Source organism: Treponema ruminis, assembly GCF_014201975.1.
GTDB lineage: Bacteria > Spirochaetota > Spirochaetia > Treponematales > Treponemataceae > Treponema_D > Treponema_D ruminis.
On the sequence record NZ_JACHFQ010000003.1, the window covers coordinates 327105 to 348771 of the forward strand.

A 21667-nucleotide genomic window follows, 5' to 3' on the forward strand; every position below is an offset into this window, starting at 1 on the left:
TTATTTCAGTAATTCCGCAATATCAGCCCTGCCCCATCTTGCGGCCATTTGAGCCGGGGTTTCGCCTGAGATATTGCGGACGTTTTTGTCCAGCTTGAGGGCGACCAGATGCTCGACTGTCGCACGGTCAGCCGTTCTTGAGGCATAGTGGAGGATTCCGTCTCCCTGCCTGTCAGTCTTAGTCGCATTGTATTTTACGATGGCGTCCAGCAAATCCGTATTTTTTGTGGTGAATACAGTAGTAAGGGCATTTTCGCCAGTTGTCGTAGAAATGTATGGGTCAGCGCCGTATTCAAGAAGAACCAGAGCCTGAGATTTTTCGTTTGCGGCAACGGCCTCGTTCAAAGCGGTCAGGCCCTTTCCGTTTCTCTGGCTTGCAGGATAGCCCATGTTCAAAAGCTGGGTCAAAGTCTTCCTGTCAGCATGCTTGTGAACTGCAATGTGAATCGGAGTGTTTCCGTCTGAGTCAGCGATTGTAATGTCGCTTCCAAGAACAGCCTGAATAACTGAAATGTCAGAGTTGAGCACCAGTGAGAAAGGTGTGTCTCCGGCTGCGTCCCGAGCCAGAGGATTTCCGCCCGATTTTCTGATTAAGTTGATGATGCCGATATTGCCTGTAAGGGCCGCTTCGTGATAGGCGTTGCGTCCGCTCATTTCCTGAACCTGAACATTTGCCTTGTACTGCAAAAGAAGCCGGACCAGTTCCTCATTTGAGCTTGAGATTGCATCCATCAAGACAGTCCGGCCGGTTGCGTCAGTAGCATTGATGTCGGCACCGCTTCGGATCAAAAGAACAGCCATGTCTTTTTTGGCAGAACGGCAGGCATCACTCAAGGCAGTTTTACCGCTCAAATTCTGGGCGTCAACGTCAACTCCCAGGGCAATCAGATTTTTTGCCGTGTTGAAGGCATTCCATTTTACTGCCGCATGAAGAGGCGTGTTTCCAAGATTGTCACGTCCCAGCTTGTCTTTTGAATCAATGACAAGACCGTTTGCAACAAGCACGTTGATTGTAGCAGGAGAATCATCACCGCCCTTTACTGCAGAATAAACAGCACTCTCGCCGTTTCCGTTCTGGGCATCAACTTTTGCTCCTTTCTGAATCAAGGCAATGATGGCTCCGTTCAAGTGCCATTCAGAAGCATAGTGCAAAGGTGTATTTCCGCTTCCGTCCGTTGAATTCAGTGTTTTTGAAGTAATCAGCCAGTCCTGAACGTCACCGCCCCGGGTCAAGGCAAGGCGGAGAGGAGAATTGTTCTGGGTGTTTGTCGCAAAGATGTCGGCATTTTTTTCAAGGAGCAGGTCTCCGGCATCACGTCGGTTTTTCTGAACTGTGATGAAAAGGGCCGAGTCACCGTTCTTGTTGCGGGCATTTACGTCAGAGCCAATCTCAACAAGATAGCGGATATAATCAATAGGAGCGTCACGGTTTACAGCGATATGAAGGGCCGTGTTTCCGCTTGAGTCAGTCGAATTTACGTTTGTTTTTGTAATCAAGGTCTCAAGCATTTCGCGGGTTTCTGAATCAAGGGCCTTTGTAATCGGAGTATTTCCCTGCATGTCTTCCGCATAAACGTCAGCACCGTTCTGGGCATAGAATTTTACCTGCTCTGGGTGCTGGGTCTCAATTGCAAGGGCAAGAGGTGTTACGCCTTCCTTGTTTCGCTCGTTGACGACAGCTCCGTTGCTGACAAGAAGGGAAAGAGTGTTGACTGGAGCATTTGCCATGGTCGCAACGTGGAGGACTGTATCACCGTACATATCCTTCTGATTTACGTTTGCCTTGTATCTGAGAAGAAGGGGGTACATATCCTGCTGGGCAGCTTCCGGAATAATCAAAAGAATCGGTGTCTTGCCGATTGAATCCATTGAATTGACGTTTGAGCCGTGCTTAAGCAAAAGGTTTGCAATGTCTACCCGGCCGTAGCGGACAGCCTCATGAAGGGCAGTCGCACCGCTGATGTCCTGGGCTTTGAGCAAATCTATAGTACGGACTGAAGAATTATCATTTAAAATGTAGTCAACGACACCTGTGTGGCCGTCAATTGTGGCAAGATGAAGAGGGGTCTGACCGTCATTGAAGCGCAAAATCATGTTATGGGTTCGGACGGCGTCCTCAAAGTAAGCGTAATCGCCTCGGACAGGAGTAGCACCCGCAAGCAGGAGTTTTGCCGCAATCCTTACAGAAGCCGCATTTTCCGCGTTTTTAAATGCGAGGTCCAGAGGAGTAAGGCCGTAATTGTCGCGGACTGAAAGGGGAACGCCCACCTGGATGCAGCGGTTGATTGCCTTTTCATCGCGGGTCTTAACGAAATAATGAACGATTGATTCTCCGTCAATGTCACGGAGCTCGCCGGTCTGAGAAGTAATCATAGCCTCATACCAGACGTCGCCTTTTTCAAGGGCAATCTCAAGGGCTGTGTTTTCCTCGGCATCCTTTGCGAAAATGTCACCGTGGACGATGGCAAGGACTTTGGCCGCATCAATGGCATCATTTTTGATTGCAACATGAAGGGCTGTGTCACCATCGTTATTGCGAACCTCAGTGTCCGCTCCCTTGATGATAAGGAAGCTGACCAAATCAGCCTCATTTACACGGGCAGCGACATGAAGGGCCGAGTCTCCGTTCTCATCAACAGCGTTAATATCAGTTTTTGTCTTGAAAATTTCCTTTGCCTCATCATATCGTCCCTGCATGATAAGTTCCTGGACTGAGGCAGACTTTACAGGCGTAGAGGCACAGCCTGCAAGAAAGATACAAACTGTAAAAATAAGGGCTGCTTCCTTAAAAATTCTTTTCATGATTAGTTTCTCCCACAAAACTTGTTCTTCTTTTTGAATATCGGAAAAATTATGGTCATTTGTTAGAATTTACTGTAAAATGATTTTGTGGTATAATTCTTAAAATGATCAACTACTGGATTCAGGAAGACAATCAGTTTGTCAAAATCAGCAGGGAAGAGCTTTCTCAAATCGAATCAGACCGCCGCCTTTGGATTGACGCGCGCAGAGTCTCACAGGACGAAATCACCTTCCTCCAAACTGAATATAAGCTCGACCCTGAGCTTTTGCTCGACGTAATGGACCAGGACGAGCTTTCCCGAATCGAAAACTGGGACGACTATGTTCTTTCCATCATGCGTCTTCCGGTCTTTACGCCCAACGCCGAAGTCAGTTACTCAACGGCACCAGTGGGCGCGGTCATTTTTCCCGACAAAATCATCACAATCTGCTGGACTGACTGCGAGGTTCTCAAGGATTTAAGCGCCAACCGCATCAAGGGTCTTTCCCTTTCAGATTTTCCGGCCTTTTTAATCCGTATTCTGGCCCGCAGCGACATCATGTTCCTCCGCTACCTCAAGGAAATCATCCGCCGGGTCACATCGATTCAGAACGAACTGCACGAACAAATCGAAAACGCCGAGCTCATCCAGCTTCTCAACCTCGAAAAGTCGCTCACCTACTTCACCACGTCACTCAAGGCCAACCAGCTTCTTCTCGAGAAAATCCGCCGCACGCGCATCCTCAAGCTGGACTCAGACGATCAGGAATGGCTCGACGACGTTGAAATCGATAACCGACAGGCTATGGAAATGGCCGACACCTACAGTTCAATCACCACGGGCGTAATGGATGCTTTCGCAAACGTAATCTCCAACAACATGAACGTCACCATGAAAAAACTCACGGTAATTTCTCTGGTCCTCATGATTATGAGCTTCATCACAAGCTTCTGGGGCATGAACATCCGCCTTCCATGGAGCACGTCAAATTCATGGGCCGGCTTCTTCTGCATCACTGGCCTCTGTATAATTTCCGGAGCCGTTGCATACATCTTCATGAACCTCAGGCCTGTCAAAAAAGTCAAGAAAAACAAGAAGCGTAAAAAATAAAAGGGAGAAGCCTCTCCCTCGCGCCCACTTCGTTGGCCGCTACCCACTCTACGGGGGAAGCCCCCGTAACGCCCCCTGGTATAAGGAGTTATATATGAAAAGATTTTTATTCGTAACATATATTTTGCTTATGGCGGGATTTTCCCTTGCAGCCCAGGAATTCAACTCCCTTTCTCCAGTCCGACTTGGGCCAGAAGAGCCTGCCCAGTACGATGTTTATGTAATCGGTGACGGAAGCCAGTCTTACACGGCCATGCGCTGGATTACCCCTTTTGAAATCAACCGCTACGAAACGACTTACGAGCTCTGGTACGAAACCCGCGAAATCGCTGAGGCACTTGGCTACAAATTCATCAATCCGGGTCAGGAAGGAAGCCGGGGCAAACGCGGAGCCCAACCGACAGAAGACTGCGAGCAGCCGGTCACAATGATTTCCTGGTATGACGCAATCATCTGGTGCAACGCATTTTCAGAAATCCACGCCCTCACTCCCTGCTACATCCTCAACGGCAAAGTCCTCAAAGACGCCACGGACACCGTAAGCTGCGACCTCTGCACCTGCGACTGGCAGGCAGACGGCTACCGTCTTCCAAGCGAATCAGAATGGGAATACGCAGCCCGAAAAACAGTTTCAGGAATGCAGTCAGGCTCCCTCGCATCCGGTCAGGTCGATAAATACGGCAAGGAAGACGACTCAATCCCAGAAGAAGAAGTTGCATGGACATCATTCAACTCCCACGGCACCCACAAAGTCGGCACGGCAGGCACTCCCTTCCGCGAGGAAGCCCCTCCACAGGCAGCCAGCGGCAATCCAAACGGCATGGGCCTTTTTGACATGAGCGGCAACGTCACTGAATTCGTCTGGGACTGGAGCGGAAGATACCTTGAAACAGAGCCGGGAGAGCGTTCCACAGGAATTGAAGCCGGCAGCGAGCGTGTAAGCCGGGGTGGCAGCTGGAGCGAATACACTCCCTTCATATACGCAGGCGACCGCTACAGCTACGATCCAAACGAGTGCTACAACTACCTGGGCTTCCGCTTTGCCCGGACAGTAAAATAATACAACTTAGTTTTTATTAAGACTATTTATAGTATTTTTTCCGTTTTTTGTGCTATACTAAAAACGGAGTTAAAAATATGTTCTTTCGGCGTTTAAGCCTTTTGGGATTTTCTGCCCTCTTTTTTGCGGCAGGAAGTCTTTCCTTTTCACAAGAAAAAATCAATCAAAACTGTATAATTGCAAAATCAGACGAAGAAGTTTCATCTGTTGCATGGAGTCAGGACGGCAAATTCTTTGCCTCAGCCTGGAATAACAGCATTGCCCTTTGGGACAGCCAGTCGGGCGAAATCATAGAAATTTACCGGGAGCACACAAAGCCTGTAAAAAAAGTTCACTTCAGCAAGGGCGGAAACCGTCTTCTCTCTCTGGGTCAGGATAATATCGTTGTAATGCGGGACATTGTCGGCTCATCAGGCACAATCCGTGCAGTCGGCAGCGACTTACAGCCCATGAATGACGCTGTCTTTGCAGGAGACAACACTTCAGTCATCTTGCCGGGCGAGGGCAACGTTGCAACCCTTTACTTTCCCCTCCGCCTTACAAATCAGTTCATATCAAAAAAGCTTGTCAAAACAGCTTCTCCTGTAACATCCTTTGACTTATCCTACGACGGCTCAACCCTTCTTGCAGGTACTGAGGAAGGAAAGGCTTACATTTTAAATATAAACGACGGCTCAGGAGAAAGGATTTTTTCCTATTATAAGGATTCAGGAATTCCTCCGCGGATTTCTGGGGACGGAAAATTCATTTTTTATCAGTCTGACAGCCAGAGCCTTGAAGTCACTTCAATAGACGGAAGAGAATCTTTTACAATCAGGGATTCTGATTTTCCTGTAAAGACCGCCTCATTCAGTTCAGACGGAAGATTAATTGCCTATGCGGTAAAAAACGGCGGAATAAAGATTTTCAGCCTTCAGTCAAAAAGAACACGACACTTTTTCACCCTTCCTTTGGATCAGGACATGGTAACTTCACTCGCTTTCAGCCCGAATTCCCAGAAAATGCTTGCGGGCACTGAAAAGGGGCTTTTACTCTGCTGGAATATTTCTGACAACTCTCAGGCTGTAAAAAATCAGCAGAATCCGGAAGACTTCATCAATTCACAGAAAAATTCCGGCAAAAAGGAAGCAAAACCTGTAACCGATATTCCTTTAAGCCAGACCAGCGAAGAAGCAGACGGATATTTCTCAAATCAGGAAAGTCAGGCAGAAGAGAAGGAGCTAGATAAAGCCGGAGCGGAGACTCAAAACCTTAAGAATGCCCTGGAGCTTTCTTTTTTAGTCACCTCTTTAAATGAGGACTACTATCACACTTCTTTCGGACTTTCCGCCGCATGGAAGTCATACAAAAAGCTTCCTTTCTTTTACGGAGCCGGAGCAGAGTTTTCTTTTGCAGTTCCGGCAAGTGATTATCCATATACAACAAGCTACGAGGGAATAGAATTAAACAATCCCTGGCTCTACCGTGCCCATCTTTATGCCCTGACAGGTTTAGGCCACTACATAAAGGAATACAATCTTCTTTTCTTCTGTGAGGGCCGGCTGGGCCTGGGCGGAAACATGCTCTTCAACAACGAATTAAAATACAGGCGCACGAGTAAAGCAAGCTACTGCATCCTTGCAGATGCCCTGGCAGGAATCCAATGGAAAGCCCTGACCATATATGCGGGAAGTGAATTTGATTCAAGTCTTGGATTTATAGTAAAAGCCGGTGCCGGAGTAGTAATTCATTTGGGAAAATAAAAAAAATCCAAAGAATTGATATCCGAAACAAGTTCAAATTCTCAATCTTTGGATTTTTATTCCGCATTTTATGCGTTTTTGGTTTTATATCAGATTTTTATCGTTCTACTTTGAGCGTGAAGCTGTATGAGTAGAGAGTTGTTTTACCCGAACCATCAGCCTTTTCTCCGGCAACGAGGATGTTATGGGTACCTGTTGCAAGACGACTGAGGTAAAGTGTACATGCTTGTTCCTGAGTGTACAAATATCCGTCAACTGCAATTACGTAACCTGAATATTCTGAATCAGCATCAACAGCTGAAACACTAAGACGCTCATTGGCTTTTGCATTTACAGTTGCAACATTTCCTGTAACATTTACATCAGTTCCTGTTGAATCAGCAGAATTCGTAAATGATTTGAGTGCTACAAAGTCAGAAGTTACATCTGTGCTGTAAGAATATGTTTTAAGAGTTGCAGCAAAGTCAACCGCAATGTCTGCAAGTACGTTTACGTTCTTGTAAGTAGCAGCTGATACAGAAGATTCTCCGTCCGCCGCGCTAATCCAGCCCTTGAAGTTTTCAGCAGGAACATCAGTGCCTTTATAAGAGAGAGTGAAACCATTTTTTGCATCTGCGAGGAGCGCAATCTCATCACCCTTGAACGTATGATATGTTACGTACTGCTGGCCTTCCTTTGAGCCAACTTTGATTGTGTATGGTGCTGTGATGTATGAGATGCGTACGCGGTTGATGTGGTTTGCTGCCGTGAAATCAGCTGTCGCTGTACGGGCTACATCATCAGATTTGTCGTTCGCGCTCTTAACAGCACGAATTACAACTTCATAAAGTTTTCCTGTGTCAAGTTTGAGTGTAGCTTCCTCACTTGAAGCGAAGAGAGAACCGCCACCATAGTAGAGTGAGCCGTCCTTGAAGTCAACGATTTTGTCACTTTCTACAGTATCAGCATCATAGTGTGAAGAGAAACCGAGAGTTGCAAGTTTAGTTGCGTTTGCTGCAGTCTTAATTGTCTCTACAGTGAGTGCAGTTTTAGCAGCATCATCATTGACTTCGTACAAGTCAATCTCGTAGTTGTTCTCGTTTGTTGCCTTGTCTTCCCATGTGAGTTTTGCAAGGAAGGTTCCGTTAACTTCTGAGTTTGCGACAAGCTCTGCCGTAAAGTTTTCTGGAGCTTTTGGTTTTTCATCAATACCCGTGATGAGCTCACTGAATGTAGTCGTCTGTCCAGGAGCTACAACAACGTAATCAGACCAGAAGCCAACCTGATAGTCAACTTCGTTATAATTATTATAGAAAGCAACTCCAAGAACATACTCGCCGGGTGCAACATTTGCAAGAGATGTGCTATCAGCACTGAAATCTACATTACCAGCAGTAGGAGTTACCTCAACTTTACCTGTTGTAGCAGCAACCGATGGTTCAGCTTTGTTAAGGATTGCGGCACCACTAATGCGGTCATACAAAGCGATTTCGTAGTGTGTGATTTTAACTGATTTTCCAGTGTAAACGAATCCGGCCTTTTTTGAGTCATCGCTTGGATTTGCACCGATTGCAACAGTTCCGGGAGTTTCAAGACCTTTTACGTTCATGTTGAATGTAATTTTCGGGCTGCCTGCGACAAGGCTTACTTCTGTTGTAGCAGTAAGAACCGGGTTATAGGCATATTTTTTAACAGTGCTTCCGGCAGCAGCACCATTTGCAGTATTCGGAGCAGAATATTCTTTTTCCTGAACATGAGTCGCAGCACTTGCAACAGCAGAATCTTTGTATGCCGTGAGCGTAAGTTCCCAGATTGATGTGTCCGGGAAGCTGATTGTGACAGTACCAGTACCAGTTTCTGATCCTGCGTTTACGGTCACAGACTTTGCGTCAATCTTTCCACCAATTGAGCTTTTTCCTTCGAGTACGTAAACAAGACCGGTGTCGATTGCCTGAGGCTCAGGAAGAACAGTTCTGCTTGCAACCTGAGACTGAACAGCCTCAATGCTTGTAATTCCGTTGACTGTTGCAACGAGAGTCTTCTCAGCCTTAGCCGAAGCTCCGTTTTTTGAATAGTAGCTTGCCGAGTCCCCTTCAGAGATGTTTGAGCAAGATGCAAACATCAGGACTGCAGCAGCTGCGACCAGGGATACACATGTTATCCAGCTTTTTTTCATGGTAAAACCTCCATTATTTTTAAATACATTTTTTATTTATTCCGGCACAACCCACAATGTAGCTGTGTCGGTGTATTTACTGCCATCACCAGCATAAGCCGTAAGCGTCAGCGCATATTCAGTCCAGACAGGAAGTGAAGATTCAGAAAGATAAAGATTAAGCTGCTGATTTTTGCAAATCGTCACAGAAGCAGAATCTTTGCTGAGACCATTTCCTTGAAGGGGAAGCACAGTCCATTCGTATCGTTCCGCGTCTGAAGGAGCGATGAGGCAAAGAGTGCTGTAAGTGCGTACAGTATAAGGACCTGTGAGCATATTCGCCTGATTAAAATCTGCGTCGTGAATTGAAGGATTTTTAGAATTTTCGGATTGTGAAGCTTGTGAAGAATTTGTAAGAGTAAAAACTGAATTGTAATCTTCCGTCATTGAATCGACGGTTTGACTGCAGGAGACAAAAAAGCCCCCCGCAAGAGTAAAAAGGATAAGTTTTTTTAATTTTTTTAAATGCATATTATATTTTTTTTCTATAGTATAGCGATAATATGCATTTTGTCTAGTATTTTTTTTGGCGCAAATCCATGTCCTTGCGCCCTTCCGCAGCTCGGTCACCCTCGGCCGCTTCCCTCGCTACGCTCAGTCCAGTGGCTGGCTAACGCCACTGCTCCACGGCTGGGCGGAGATTTTTTTTGTAATTTTCTGACTTTTTTACATTTACATTGCCGAAAATCGAATTTTTTTGGAAATAAATAGGTATGGGAACTTGAAGAAGACTTTGTGACCGGCCGCACTGTGTCTTCTTCAGATTCTCAAATCCTATTTGTCTGGAGGAATTCATGAAAAAGAGAATTCGTAACAAAAAGAAAAATCAGTTTAGGTCGGTGCGGAAGCGAGAGCCGAAGCGTACTTACCGGGACACCTTGTTCCGCACGATTTTCGGCGGCAAAGATGAACGAAGCAAACGCTGGCTTCTCTCGCTTTACAATGCGCTCAGCGGGAAGAATCACACTAACATTGAAGACTTGGAAATCACCACGCTTGAGGATGTTATTTACGTCTCGATGAAAAATGATTTGTCGTTCCTGATTCATTCACAGATGTGCTTGTACGAGCATCAGAGTACGGTAAATCCAAATATGCCGCTCCGAGGGCTGTTGTATTTCTCTCAGCTGTATCAGCAATACATCGACAAGCACAAGAAAAATCTCTACGGCAGCGTGCTCGTTAAGATTCCGGCTCCGCAGTTCATTGTGTTCTATAACGGCGATACGAAACAAGCGGACATCATCAAATACAAACTCTCAGATGCGTTCATTAAGGATGAACAGGCTCCAAATGACAGTAAAACATTTGCTACAGATTTTGAATGGACGGCGACAGTGATAAATATAAACAAAAATCACAATGAAAGCCTTTCAAAAAACTGTGAGCCGTTGTATTATTATTGTGAGTTTGTAAATCAAGTAAAGGAGAATCTTTCGCAAGGGATGACTTTTGACAGCGCGGTTAATGAAGCAGTTGACTTCGCAATCAGAGGAGACTTTCTGGAAGGATTTTTCCGGGAGAAGCGCATGAAGATTTTGGATGACATTTATACAGAGTTCGATCAGGAATCTTATGACGAGACTCTCCGAAACGATGGTCGCATAGAAGGAATCCAAATCGGTGCACGAGAAACTGCCATCGCAAATGCGAAGAACTTTCTTCGTATGAATCTTGGTTCTCCAGAGCAAATTGCGCAAGGTACAAGTCTCCCGCTGGAGCAAGTAATTGCTCTTAAAGAAGAACTTTCGCACGAGCCGGTTACAGAAACAAACTAACTCAAAATCTATCCGTCAATTTTTTGAATAGGATTGACGGATAGGTAAATCAAGTGAAGGAAAAACTTTCGGTTGGAATCTGGAAAATATAACTCATGATTAGCCAAAGACAGGCAATCTATCGATTTGGCGAAAGACTGATACATTTCCAGGAATCATGCCAGCTCCATCAAGAAGTTTTGGCATGATTCCTATTGAAAATTTATTGTAATATTACTACTTCTGCTTTACCTCGGACATAGATGTACTGTTATCGGCAAAGTGAACAACTACACAATAACATTCACCAGATTCAATCTCGCTTACAGGAATTGTGTATTTCTGAGGGCTATGATCACTTGAACTGAATGCCATGTATTTGTCACCTACATGCTTATGGAAAGCTTCCCACTCTTTTGCTGTCCACTTACTGCATTCACTGTAAGGAAGATTTGTAACCAGAGTCTGAGCAAATACAGGGGCATCGCTCGCAATTAAAATTGAGTTTTCTGTATTTGGTAAAATATAATCATACTTTCCAGAGCTTGCACTTCCTGTGTAGTGGATAAGAGGTTTAAATATTGTACCATTAAAAGTACTACCTGGATATCCATATGAATGATAACCTGTAACTTTTATAAATTTAGAAGCAGGAAGATTTTCTGTTCTTCTATTATCAGCTATAAAACTATCATTTTTTGACCATGAACCTGAATTTTGTCCAACATAGAAATATGAACTGTTAAGTGGACTACCAGGAATAGTTAGTGTTGTGTTAGAACAAGTAAAGCAGTCTTCTATCACAGGTGACCACACACCTTCCGCTTTATTATTGTTATTATCATATATTTCATACCTACAATTGAATGTGTTATATTCATTCAACAATTTCCAGAAAGGAATTTCTACTGTATAAGAATTTGCTGAATTAAAATTATAAGTTGTACCGTCTGGTAAAGTAAATGTACCCCTTTTAGGACCTGACCAGTCATCTTTTATATATATTCTACAAGTTTCACCTCTATATACAGAATCTGAATATTCACTCGCAATCCTCATTGAGGTAGTTGTAGTATCAGGAACCTCTTCATTATCAAATCTAAACCTAATAGTAGGCATTACTGTATCATATGCTGTAGCTGTAACCTTTGGAATATTTATTGTAGTTGCAGAAGAACGTAAATTATTTTTTTCGCCATATATACTAAAATACATGTCATTTTTATGAGCATTCATAGCAGAATAAGGGAAAGTTATACTTGTTGAACCTTCAGTAAAATACAAACAATTTTGCGATTTATCAACTTTTATACCATCGTTATTAAATATAAATATTTTATCACAAGTATTCCATGAACTTTTATTTATATTTAGTGTGATTTTTATTTCATCAGAATTACCTTTTTGAATAGAATAATTATTTGAACTTGGAACTGTAACTGTTGGTAAAGCAGCCTCCTTCAAACTCTTTAACGACTTAGAAAGCGTATTTGTTTTTCCAAGATTAAAACTATCTTCACCTTCATCCCAACCTGTTTTATCATACCTCATTTCAATATTTGGATAATAATCAATTTCTTCCCTAAAAATAGGTTGATTTACAGTTGCATAGTTTCCACCAGATCTAAAAAATGCCCAACAAGAAAATTCAGCCCCAACATATGATGATGGACATTCAACGTTAATATAATTAATCCGATAAGGAATCTGCTTTTCTAATAAAAACAAGAAGTCTGTTTCAGCAGGGAATGAGTATGTTCTTCTTCCAACATTTCCCATATCGTCTGTAATAATCAGCTCCATAGTTCTTCCATATAAATAGCCATCTATGTCTAAAACTAAATGATGTTCATAAGACACACCGTTTGCAGTGAAGGTACCAATCTTTTGATTATTATTTTTATCAGTATATTTCATTTGAATTGTAAGATTGTCAAAACCTAGACAAACAGCATCACTATCATAAATATTTGAACCGTAAATTGCAGGTTGACTATCTTCAAAACTAAATATGAAGTCATTTATACCATTTTTAAACGTAGAAAAATCAACTCTGTATTCGTGATCACCATCATAATTGCCTGAAGTATCTATTCCAAGACATTTGTTATAAAGCTTATAAGGACTACCGTCCCCCCCATTATATTCTCCCATATAAAAAACGCTTTTCTTTATAGCAGAAAAAACTTCTGTCGGTTCTGCCTTATTTCCAACAGCATCCGCTACACTAACATTAAGAAGAATAGCTCCATCTTCTTCAGTTATTTCATAAGGGATACAGAAAGTTGTTATACCTCCAGATTCATTCTTAAATTCAACACCACTAGTAGTTTTTGTAAATACAGTTGTAGTCTCCTCAGAAACATCAGGTATACCTCTTGTTGTATTATTTGTTAGTCTTTGAGTAACTGTTACAGAGCTTACACCACTGTCTAAATCAGAATACTTTCCGTAAAGATATACTGTACCTTTTGTACGATTCTGGAAAATTTCTGCCTTAGTCATATTATTTACTTGCTTCAAAACAAACTTATCAGCACTAGCTATAGATGAAGCACCTGCTATTGAACACTCTTTTCTTGTAGCAAAAAAGGAAATTTTAGTTGGTGGAGTTTGTTCTACTTCCGGTTTATAAGAAACTGTAAAACTTGATTTTTCATTTTGTAAAAGCGGAATACTTACTCCGTCTTTTGTAATTGTAATACCTGTTCCTAAAGATACAGTAAGATTCATAACCGCAGCATTTAATGAATCTATATACTCTTTTAAAGCAAGTCCTTTTGGTGTAATAGTCAGTTCTTTTCGATTTTCACTCAATACAGGAGCTTCAAAAAGTTCATTCATTGACTTAGCGCCATTTGTAATAGAAATTTTATCTGTGTCATAAACAAGTTTTGAAGCATCCATTGCCATATTAAATGTCAATTTAATTGCTACATCAGTTTTTTGAATTCCATCCCCTGGTGTAACAGAAGTAACAGCCGGCATTTCAACATCCTTCGCCAGAACTTTGATTCCATAGCCACTCGTCTCATAATCTTCAATAGCATCAATAGTCTCAACTACTGCCTTTACAGGATTATCTGAGTCAACTTTCAGAGTTAAATATGTGTCCTCTCCGTTTTTTACAGTGATTGTTCCGCTTGTTACATAATCCGAAGTGCTGACTGTGTAATCACTTGAAGGTGAAACTGTCTTCCAGCCTGCAAATTTATAGCCCGCAGGTACTTCGTACTCAAGTTTTACTGTCTCTCCCCTATTGTATGCTAGTATTCCGCCATCATTTGTCGAGGCTTCGTTTACTTTGAGTGATTTTTTGGAATTTTCGCTTGAATCGAAGCGGATTTTTGTCTTATTCGCTGTGCTTGAATCAATTTTGTACTCGAATGATTCTTCTTTAGAAAGATATGCCCTAAATCCTTCTTCTGGCTCATAATAGAACACTGCTGGAACTGTCACCGTAATTTTTTTGGTTGCACTTCCTGTGACGTCCAGAAGACTTGTATTTTTGATAGTGATGACATTATTTTTCAACTCACGCTTTTCAAAGAAACCGCTGACATCATTTCCATTCATTGTAATTTTTATCAAATCCAATGACGCAGAACATGAAGGGGCAAGATTCTTGTTGAATGTAATTGTAATCGTTGAGTCTTTTGGATTTATATTTTCTGAAGACGGTGTATGCTCAGTAATTGCAGGCAGCAAAACATCCTTTGCGAGCACCGTAATTCCATATCCGTCCGTTCCGTTACCAATTGCATCATTTGATGTAATCACGGCTTTTGCAGGATTTGTGCCGTCGATTACAAGGGTAAAGTAAGACTTGTCTTCATTTTTTACAGTGATTGTACCGCTTGTTACATATCCTGCCGGCTCTACAGTGTAGCCAGTTGTTGCAGATTCAACCTTCCAGCCCGCAAATTTATATCCACTTTCTACAGGGAATTCGAGATTTACAGTCTGCTCTACGTTCATATCTTGCTTTGTACCACTCGAAAGAAGTGTTCCGGCGGCATTAATCTGTCTTCCAGTTACGGCAGCGTCGTTAGTTGCAAATCGAACTACAGTTTTGGTCAATGTCGAACTGTTTACCCTGTATGACCAGCTGAAATCTTTATCTGCAGGGGTGATTTTTGTTCTTCCGTCCGAAGCAAGATAATAGACTTTCTGACATGGAACTGTCACGGTCACGGTTTCGTAGGCATGTTCAAGAGGAAGCATTTTTATCGGAGTGAGTGTGACAGTTTTTTTGTCGGTGCTGATTGATGTTGAGAAATAAGAGTCTTTATTGAAGTTTGAGATTGCCGAATAAGTTACGATAATCTCATCTTTTGTTTCATCAGAAATCGCATGGTCAAAAGTGAGGACAATCGGTGTGTTTTTTGCAACCTCTTCCGCAGAATTTGAACTGTACGGTGCAACGCTACTAGTGCTAATCGTAGGACGTTTGTAGCAGATTGCGCTGACAGTTATGCCTTCAGCTGGCTTATTTATGCTGAGAGTTGGTGCAAGATAAGAAGAATTTGAATTGACATAGCTGATTTGGTCTGTAACTGAATAGCCATAAGAATCCGTAATATCCCAGCCATAGAACTGGTAGCCGCTATACAAATCAAGTGAAAGCTCTACTTCTTCGCCAATATTGTATTCTTCGTAAGATGGTCGGTTTATAGTTCCAGCAGAAAGACTTGAACCATCTTCACCATTTACAACTTTATATGTGATTCCAGTCTTTGCCTCTGTAGTATGGTCAATCGTAAAGCTGAATGAATATTCGGCGAGGCTGATTTTTGTGTCCCCGTCATTGTAGTAAAAATCAGAAGGCACAGTGACTGTTATGATTTTTGTGTTGTTTTTAGGAACAGAAAGATAGCTTGTGTTCTTGATTGTGATTTGCTTAAAATCTCCGTTATCTCCGCTAATTTCGCTGATGGAACGGTCTGTGTAATAGCTGTCGAGGCTGTTTCCGTCTGAGCTGACTCGAATTTTGTCCAAAAGTGCTGAACATTCTTTGGCAAGAGGCTTGTTGAATGTAATTATAATAGAAGAATCTTTTGGATTTGTTTTTTCTGAAGGGCTTGTTTCAGTGACACGAAGACATTCACTTGTTTTTGCCGTTACAGTAACGCCTTGAAGTGCTTCATAAACAGAGATTTTTGTTGAAAGGGCTTTTTCATCAGCAATTTTGATTTTGTCGGCAACGTTCTGGTCTGCCCCGCTTACGCTCCAACCATTGAACTGCCAGCCGGCTGAAAGGGCAAAACTGAGCGGGATTTCACTTCCGATTGAATAATGATAAGTGCCAGTAGCCGGTGTGATTACGCCAGAGTCTTTGGCAGCCCCGAAAGTGATTTCGGCTTTTTCAAGCGTGGTGCTGTCGATTTTGTAATTGAAGACTTCACCATTGCCACCAAAAGTGACCTTTGCGCCGTCATCAGTTTTATAGAAGAAATCTGCAGGAACTGAGACTGTAACCGTTTTTGTCTGGTCGCCCGGAACCTCGAGCATATTTGTTTTGTCTGCCGCAAAAGTGACTGAACTGCCGTTTATTACAGGCTCCAAGAAGCTTGATTTTACAGGAGAGCCGCCCACAGCAATCGAAATGTTTGAAAGCTGGGCATAACCTTCGGCATCAGTCGGCAAGTCATGGTCAAATGTGATTATAATAGAAGAATTTTTGCTTACGCTTGGTGTTTTATCGTCAATCTTCGGGCTGAAACTAGAAACTCGCAATCTTTTTGCACAGACAGCTTTGATTTCTGAAGCGTCAGTTTTTTCGACGACAATCGCCGTCGTGTTGATTTTATCCGGTTCGGCAATGTTTACGATTTTAGAGTCATAATTCCAGCGCAGGAACTGATAGTCTGCATTTTCTGTAAATGAAAGTGTTATCTTTTGGCTGATGTTGTAATCGCGGGTGCCTGCCAGATAAACAGAACCTTCGTCATTTTCACATGAAAGAGTGAGCGTGGCCTTTTCGTCTGTCGCCTCTGTTGCACGGTATCGCCACTGTTTTTCGCCGTTCATAGTAACGCCATTGTCATCGCATATGCCATCAGAAATTGTGACGACAATTGTAAGGCTTGAACCGCTTTCGATTTCGATTGAATTTGATCTGTCAACTGGAACTGTGAGGATGTTTCCGTCAAGCTCCGGCTGCAAGAAATGCTCGGCAAGTGAAATGCCGTCGGAATTGGTAATTGAAATATTTTTGAGGTAAGTCTGCCCGCCGAGAGTGTAAGCCCAGAATTCGCCCGGAACTTCATTCTTTTCATCATCAAAAACGGCCTTTTTATTGGTTGCATCGGCAGGAATTTCGCTCTCGCTGAAAATGAAACTTGATTTTGAAGGCTTTTTGGAAAAAGTAACTGTAATTGCACGGTCGCGGCTTACTCCGGCATCGGAATATCCAGGATTTGCTTCGGTGACTACGATTCGTTCGGAACACTCTGGAATGATTCGCACGTCAGCAGAGTCAATATTGACTGTTACGTTCGTTTTTGGAGATTTAGGATCGTCAAAGACAATTCCTTCAAGCTCTGATCCATCTTCCTGAGAAACGGCAATCCATTTTATAAAACTGTAGCTGCCAGCCTCAGAAAAGCGGATTTCAAGCGGATAGCCCTGCTTGACAGTCTGCTTGCCAGAAGGAATTGTAGAACCAGTCCCCTCTCTTGGCTGGACAATGATTTCGAGTGATTTTGCGTTTGCGTAGGCGATGTCTTTTTCAAGCTGTTCTTTGAAATCGCCCCCCTCAAGGATGTTATTGCAGGAGACTAGCAGCCCCCCCCCTAACAAAAGTATAGTAATTACATACAAAAAGTGGAAAAATGAAAATGGAAAGTTACGAAAGATTTTTTTGCTTACATTAACTTTTTTCATAAGAGGAGAACTCCTTTTGGGGTAAACTTTTTAACTATCACGTCAACTGCACTAAAATAGACAATTGATGTAATATCTATCAATACTATTTTAATGCAGTATTTTTGAAAAACAAGATTAAAGGCTTAAAAGTTCTGCTTTTTTTACACTCCAGTTGCCTTCGGAATCCTTTTCGGCTTCGATCCAACCGTATTTTCCTTCGGCGAGCGAGCCCGGGTTAATCACTGTTGTATTAGAAAGCTTTTCAATGCCCGCGCTCTCGTGGATATGGCCTGTAACGACCAAAAAAGGCGTTCTTTTTTCAATATAAGAGCGCAATTTTTCGCTGCCAACGTGGATTCCGTTCGGAAGGGCATCACAGGCAGTGTCTTTTGGCGGGTTGTGCATGATCAGGATAAGGTTTGACCAGTGGCCGTTCTCATCAGCACACTCACCGCTGGAATTTTCGACTACATTGTAATCAGAAAGAATCTCGTCTTCATCACGCTCGAAAGGAGTTGTGCCTGTGAATTTTGTGCCGCCGCCACTTCCGCAGATTGCAATTCCTTCATGGAAAGCTAGGGCGCCCTCGACAGAGACATCGGCATTTTCAATATCAGAAAGGAACTCCGGATTGTCGCAGTTTCCAAGAACAGAAAAAATGTTCTCGTGCTTGCTCAAAAGTTTTTCAAGCACTGGCTTTCCAGTTTCCTCATGCTCAAATTTAGCGAAATCTCCGCCAAAAAGAACCGCATCAGCTTCCTTAAAGCGGGAATCCAGCTTATCGAGATTATCCAAATCTCCGTGTATATCAGAAAGAACCAAAAATTTCATAATTAACCTCCAAATTGCTAACTTCACATATCTTCCATTATTTCGCGCAAGGCCTGCATCTGTTCGTGAGTGCCGATTGTGATTCTGAGGTACTCTTCGATGCCAGGAGTGGCGAAGTGACGGACCAAAATTCCTTCTTCTTTGATTTTTTTGTAGGCAGCATCACCGTTTACGCCGTCTTTTTTACAGAATACGAAATTTGTCTGGCTGTCGAGAACAGTCCAGCCTTTTTCGCGCAAAAAATCGATGAACTCATCGCGCTCGAATGCAACTGCCTGGGCCGCCTTGACGTAATAGCCTGCGTCACGGCAAGCCGCAATACCTGCCTGCTGGGCAAGGAAATCAATCGGGAAGTGATTGAGGGAATTTTTAACGGTTGTAACAGCCTGGACAAGTTCTTTATTTGCAACGAGATATCCCAATCGCTGGCCAGCACCGCACAAACTTTTTGAGGAAGTCCTTACAATCACGAGGTTCGGAAATTCTGCAAGGAGAGGAATGCAGCTTTCGCCGCCGAAATCGACATAAGCCTCATCAACTACGAAAACCTGATCTTTTGGAGCGGCCTTGAGCATGGCACGGACTTCATCCCTTGTAAGACCGATTGAGGTAGGCGCATTCGGATTTGCAAAAATGATGCTGGAATTTTCTTTTTTGGCAGCATCAAGCATGGCTTCCTTATCGAGGGTCCAGTCGGCTTTGAGGGGGATTTTATCAAGCGGAATGTTGTAAAAACCACCGTAAACCGGATAGAAGGAATAAGTATGCTCAGGAAGAACGAGTTTTTTAGCGGAGTCAAAAAATGCGTAAAAAACAAAACTCAAAACCTCGTCAGAGCCGTTTCCTGCATAAATCATTTCAGGTGTAACGACGAAAGGAATTTTATCAAATTCACTAGGAGTGACTGTGGCACCGCTTCCATTTTTCTTGCCTTTTTCGAGATTGGCACGGCACAAAACTCCGCCAGTCTTGTTGAGCATATCGGCAATGGCTTCTTTAAGCTCGTTTGAATCAGGGTCAGGATAAAGAGCAAGTTTTTCAGGATGATTTTTGACTGCTGAGCGCAGGGCTTTGCTTACTTTTGGTGACGGCGGGTAAGGATTTTCATTGGCATTGAGCTTTATGTAAACTCTGTCCTTTGGCTGCTCGCCAGGAACATATGGATGCAGATTTTCCATTCTAGATGAAAGCATTATTTTTTGACTCCTTTGAAAAATAAATTTTAAATTTTCAGTTTATTTTTCCTCTTTATTTTATAATAATTTACTGATAATATAAATATATGGCAACCACAACCAGTATTATAGTTTTATTAAAGTTTTTTGCATCACGACAAAAAAGTGCAATTGTTGATTATAAGGATTTCTGTGAATATCTAAAAAGATACTCTGAGCATCACCTTGATGAGCAGCCATCACTCGCCTGCTATCTCGAAGACCCGGTTCCCGCCCTACAGACTGAGCTTGACAAACTTGTGGACTCAAGGCTCATAATGCTTACAAACACCAATCCCGAAAAACAAGGTATTATTGTAATTCCTTATTATATCGAGAGATTTGCGGAGCGTTACAAGGACATTTCCGTAAACCCGTCACTTCCCTTCCCTTCAGAAGCTGATTTGCCAAAAGGCACGCCCAAAGGAATCGTCACTCAGGAAAATTCCGCTGAGCTTATCGGCCGCCTTTTGAAGCATCAGGATTTAAACGACAAGGTGCTCTACGGTCTTTCACTTCCCCACAACGCGCCTTCAATTCTTTTGCCGTCAACCGTTTCAGTCGTCACTTTGATTGAGGATGCAGTCGGCAAAATCCAGAACATGCTCAAAAAAGAAGAGCACCATGACTACTTCCTTAAAAAACTCACGGTCTCAAACCCGGGCCGCGAAATGATTGTCAAAAATTTCTTCAATGCTTTCGTTGACAGGCCAGACCACTCGCTCGAAACATTGAGCCAGACAACCGAAAGTTTCTACCTCTGGAACCAGCTCTGTTTCTTTATCAAGCAGGATTACGAAAAAATCAAGGACTACACCCAGGAAGATTTGTCATGCCTCCAGGCAGTTTACATCACTGAGGTTGGCGCAAATTACTTCAAGAACGAAGCCCAGGAAAAGGCCAAGCGCGAAGGTGCCATCAAAACTCTTGAAGGCCTCCTTCTCAAGCCGCCTTACTACTTCACATTCGAAGAAATCACAAAATTCACTGACAACAAGGGCGTTCCTCTTCTCGGCCAGTACACAGAGGAAGAGCTCAAGGACTACCTCCACAAAAAGACTCAGGAAGCACCGGTTCAGGAATTGCCGGAAATCCTTGTATTTAAGACATATGATGACAAGCGCTATTTCATCTTCAAGAGCAAGGTTCTTCATTTGATTCTCAGGCTCTGTACTGATGCCCGCATTTCCGTTCTTGATGCAATCAAAACCCACTGGTCAGAAGTTCTCAAGCAGTTCGACTTTTTGCCTGAAATGAAGGATCAGGGAGCTTTCGAAGACCGTCTTGAAAAGGAAATCCGAATCCAGTCTCCGATTTTGAGCGCCCTTCTTCACTCTTCATTCCTTCCCCTTCTCAGTTACGATGCTTCGGGCGGTGACGATACAAGCAAGGTCAGCCTTTTTGTAAACGGCCAGCTTTTGCCATACAGCGACATTCTTCTCATGAGCCGGCAGGAACTTTTGAATGATGCAAAAATCATGCTTCCATTCTGGTATTCCCTGCCAATCATCTCATGGATTGCAAAGATGCTGCTCAGGCCGCCAAAGAAAAACCGCAACAAAACCCGAAAGACAAAGGCAGAGCTTTACCGCGAAAGTGAATCTGCAAAGCGCAAGGAAGACGAAGAAACAGCTATGCTGGCACAGAACGCAACCATCAGCAAAAAAGTTGCTTTGCGCGATGCGGCTCGTTCTGCAGAACAGGCTTATGTTCCTGCATCTTCAACCCTTGACCGCGAGCTTGATTCTTACGAGCACATCTGGAACAAGCGCCTGGGCAAAGACGTTCACAACAACCTTACCGAGGACGTAAATTCTTTGATCCGCGACTACATCCGAAAGACTTTGCGCACGATGAAGACTGACGGATTTACAACCAAGCGAATCCAGAGCCTTGCCGAAAGCCTGATGACGGCTCCAAGCCTTCAGAAAATCGGCGAGCATGACGCGCTTTTGATGTACATAAAGCTCTACATGGTCAAGCTTGTAAAAAACATTCCGATGTAAGTGAAGACATCCCGCTTTTTTGGCGGGATTTTTTTTGTCTTTCTGCCCCAATTTTTTATAACTATTCTGACTTTCTTTTGTAACTTACTGCCTTTTTATCATT

Annotated in this window: 11 protein-coding genes; 5 read left to right on the forward strand and 6 right to left on the reverse strand. The window is 43.1% G+C overall.

The genetic code is table 11. The annotated features are described in order from the left end of the window. The gene (locus tag HNP76_RS05860; protein WP_221301060.1) at positions 1 to 2802 is read right to left on the reverse strand and encodes an ankyrin repeat domain-containing protein; all 2802 of its coding nucleotides are present in this window, start codon (positions 2800 to 2802) and stop codon (positions 1 to 3) included. A 104-nt stretch (positions 2803 to 2906) separates the two neighbouring features. Here HNP76_RS05860 and HNP76_RS05865 point away from each other — a divergent pair, with 104 nt between their 5' ends. The 3 genes from HNP76_RS05865 to HNP76_RS05875 all read left to right on the forward strand — a co-directional run bounded on the left by HNP76_RS05865 (position 2907) and on the right by HNP76_RS05875 (position 6695). Then, a complete protein-coding gene (locus HNP76_RS05865; protein ID WP_184658438.1) occupies positions 2907 to 3893 on the forward strand; it encodes a magnesium transporter CorA family protein in 987 nt (328 codons plus the stop codon). 94 nt (positions 3894 to 3987) lie between these two features. Next, positions 3988 to 4953 carry a formylglycine-generating enzyme family protein gene (locus HNP76_RS05870; protein ID WP_184658440.1) on the forward strand — a complete coding sequence of 322 codons (966 nt, stop codon included), beginning with the start codon at positions 3988 to 3990 and terminating at the stop codon, positions 4951 to 4953. Positions 4954 to 5030: 77 nt separating this feature from the next. Then, complete coding sequence (locus HNP76_RS05875; protein ID WP_184658441.1) at positions 5031 to 6695, forward strand: WD40 repeat domain-containing protein; 1665 nt, start codon at positions 5031 to 5033, stop codon at positions 6693 to 6695. Between the two features lie 97 nt (positions 6696 to 6792). Here HNP76_RS05875 and HNP76_RS05880 read toward each other — a convergent pair whose 3' ends face one another. Both HNP76_RS05880 and HNP76_RS05885 read right to left on the reverse strand, forming a co-directional pair. Continuing rightward, positions 6793 to 8850 (reverse strand): hypothetical protein, encoded by a 2058-nt coding sequence (locus HNP76_RS05880; protein ID WP_184658443.1) that lies wholly within the window; start codon positions 8848 to 8850, stop codon positions 6793 to 6795. A gap of 36 nt (positions 8851 to 8886) precedes the next feature. Continuing rightward, the gene (locus HNP76_RS05885) at positions 8887 to 9276 is read right to left on the reverse strand and encodes a hypothetical protein (RefSeq protein WP_184658445.1); all 390 of its coding nucleotides are present in this window, start codon (positions 9274 to 9276) and stop codon (positions 8887 to 8889) included. A 407-nt stretch (positions 9277 to 9683) separates the two neighbouring features. Between HNP76_RS05885 and HNP76_RS05890 the strand changes: the two genes are divergently transcribed. Further along, positions 9684 to 10667: an RpnC/YadD family protein gene (locus HNP76_RS05890; protein WP_184658447.1), complete on the forward strand. Its 984-nt coding sequence runs from the start codon at positions 9684 to 9686 to the stop codon at positions 10665 to 10667. A 216-nt stretch (positions 10668 to 10883) separates the two neighbouring features. On the opposite strand, the gene HNP76_RS05895 is transcribed toward HNP76_RS05890, so the two are convergent. The 3 genes from HNP76_RS05895 to hisC form a co-directional block, all read right to left on the reverse strand. Further along, a complete protein-coding gene (locus HNP76_RS05895) occupies positions 10884 to 17531 on the reverse strand; it encodes an Ig-like domain-containing protein (RefSeq protein ID WP_184658449.1) in 6648 nt (2215 codons plus the stop codon). Positions 17532 to 17648: 117 nt separating this feature from the next. Beyond that, a complete protein-coding gene (locus tag HNP76_RS05900) occupies positions 17649 to 18344 on the reverse strand; it encodes a metallophosphoesterase family protein (protein ID WP_184658451.1) in 696 nt (231 codons plus the stop codon). 23 nt (positions 18345 to 18367) lie between these two features. Then, positions 18368 to 19537: a histidinol-phosphate transaminase gene (hisC, locus tag HNP76_RS05905; RefSeq protein ID WP_184658453.1), complete on the reverse strand. Its 1170-nt coding sequence runs from the start codon at positions 19535 to 19537 to the stop codon at positions 18368 to 18370. 89 nt (positions 19538 to 19626) lie between these two features. Between hisC and HNP76_RS05910 the strand changes: the two genes are divergently transcribed. Beyond that, positions 19627 to 21564 carry a hypothetical protein gene (locus HNP76_RS05910; protein ID WP_184658455.1) on the forward strand — a complete coding sequence of 646 codons (1938 nt, stop codon included), beginning with the start codon at positions 19627 to 19629 and terminating at the stop codon, positions 21562 to 21564. The last annotated feature ends 103 nt before the right edge of the window (positions 21565 to 21667 follow it).

Coding starts and splice junctions, on each gene's coding strand:
- HNP76_RS05860 (WP_221301060.1), bottom strand. CDS start 2,802: ATGAAAAGAATTTTTAAGGAAGCAGCCCTTATTTTTACAGTTTGTATC.
- HNP76_RS05865 (WP_184658438.1), top strand. CDS start 2,907: ATGATCAACTACTGGATTCAGGAAGACAATCAGTTTGTCAAAATCAGC.
- HNP76_RS05870 (WP_184658440.1), top strand. CDS start 3,988: ATGAAAAGATTTTTATTCGTAACATATATTTTGCTTATGGCGGGATTT.
- HNP76_RS05875 (WP_184658441.1), top strand. CDS start 5,031: ATGTTCTTTCGGCGTTTAAGCCTTTTGGGATTTTCTGCCCTCTTTTTT.
- HNP76_RS05880 (WP_184658443.1), bottom strand. CDS start 8,850: ATGAAAAAAAGCTGGATAACATGTGTATCCCTGGTCGCAGCTGCTGCA.
- HNP76_RS05885 (WP_184658445.1), bottom strand. CDS start 9,276: ATGACGGAAGATTACAATTCAGTTTTTACTCTTACAAATTCTTCACAA.
- HNP76_RS05890 (WP_184658447.1), top strand. CDS start 9,684: ATGAAAAAGAGAATTCGTAACAAAAAGAAAAATCAGTTTAGGTCGGTG.
- HNP76_RS05895 (WP_184658449.1), bottom strand. CDS start 17,531: ATGAAAAAAGTTAATGTAAGCAAAAAAATCTTTCGTAACTTTCCATTT.
- HNP76_RS05900 (WP_184658451.1), bottom strand. CDS start 18,344: ATGAAATTTTTGGTTCTTTCTGATATACACGGAGATTTGGATAATCTC.
- hisC (WP_184658453.1), bottom strand. CDS start 19,537: ATGCTTTCATCTAGAATGGAAAATCTGCATCCATATGTTCCTGGCGAG.
- HNP76_RS05910 (WP_184658455.1), top strand. CDS start 19,627: ATGGCAACCACAACCAGTATTATAGTTTTATTAAAGTTTTTTGCATCA.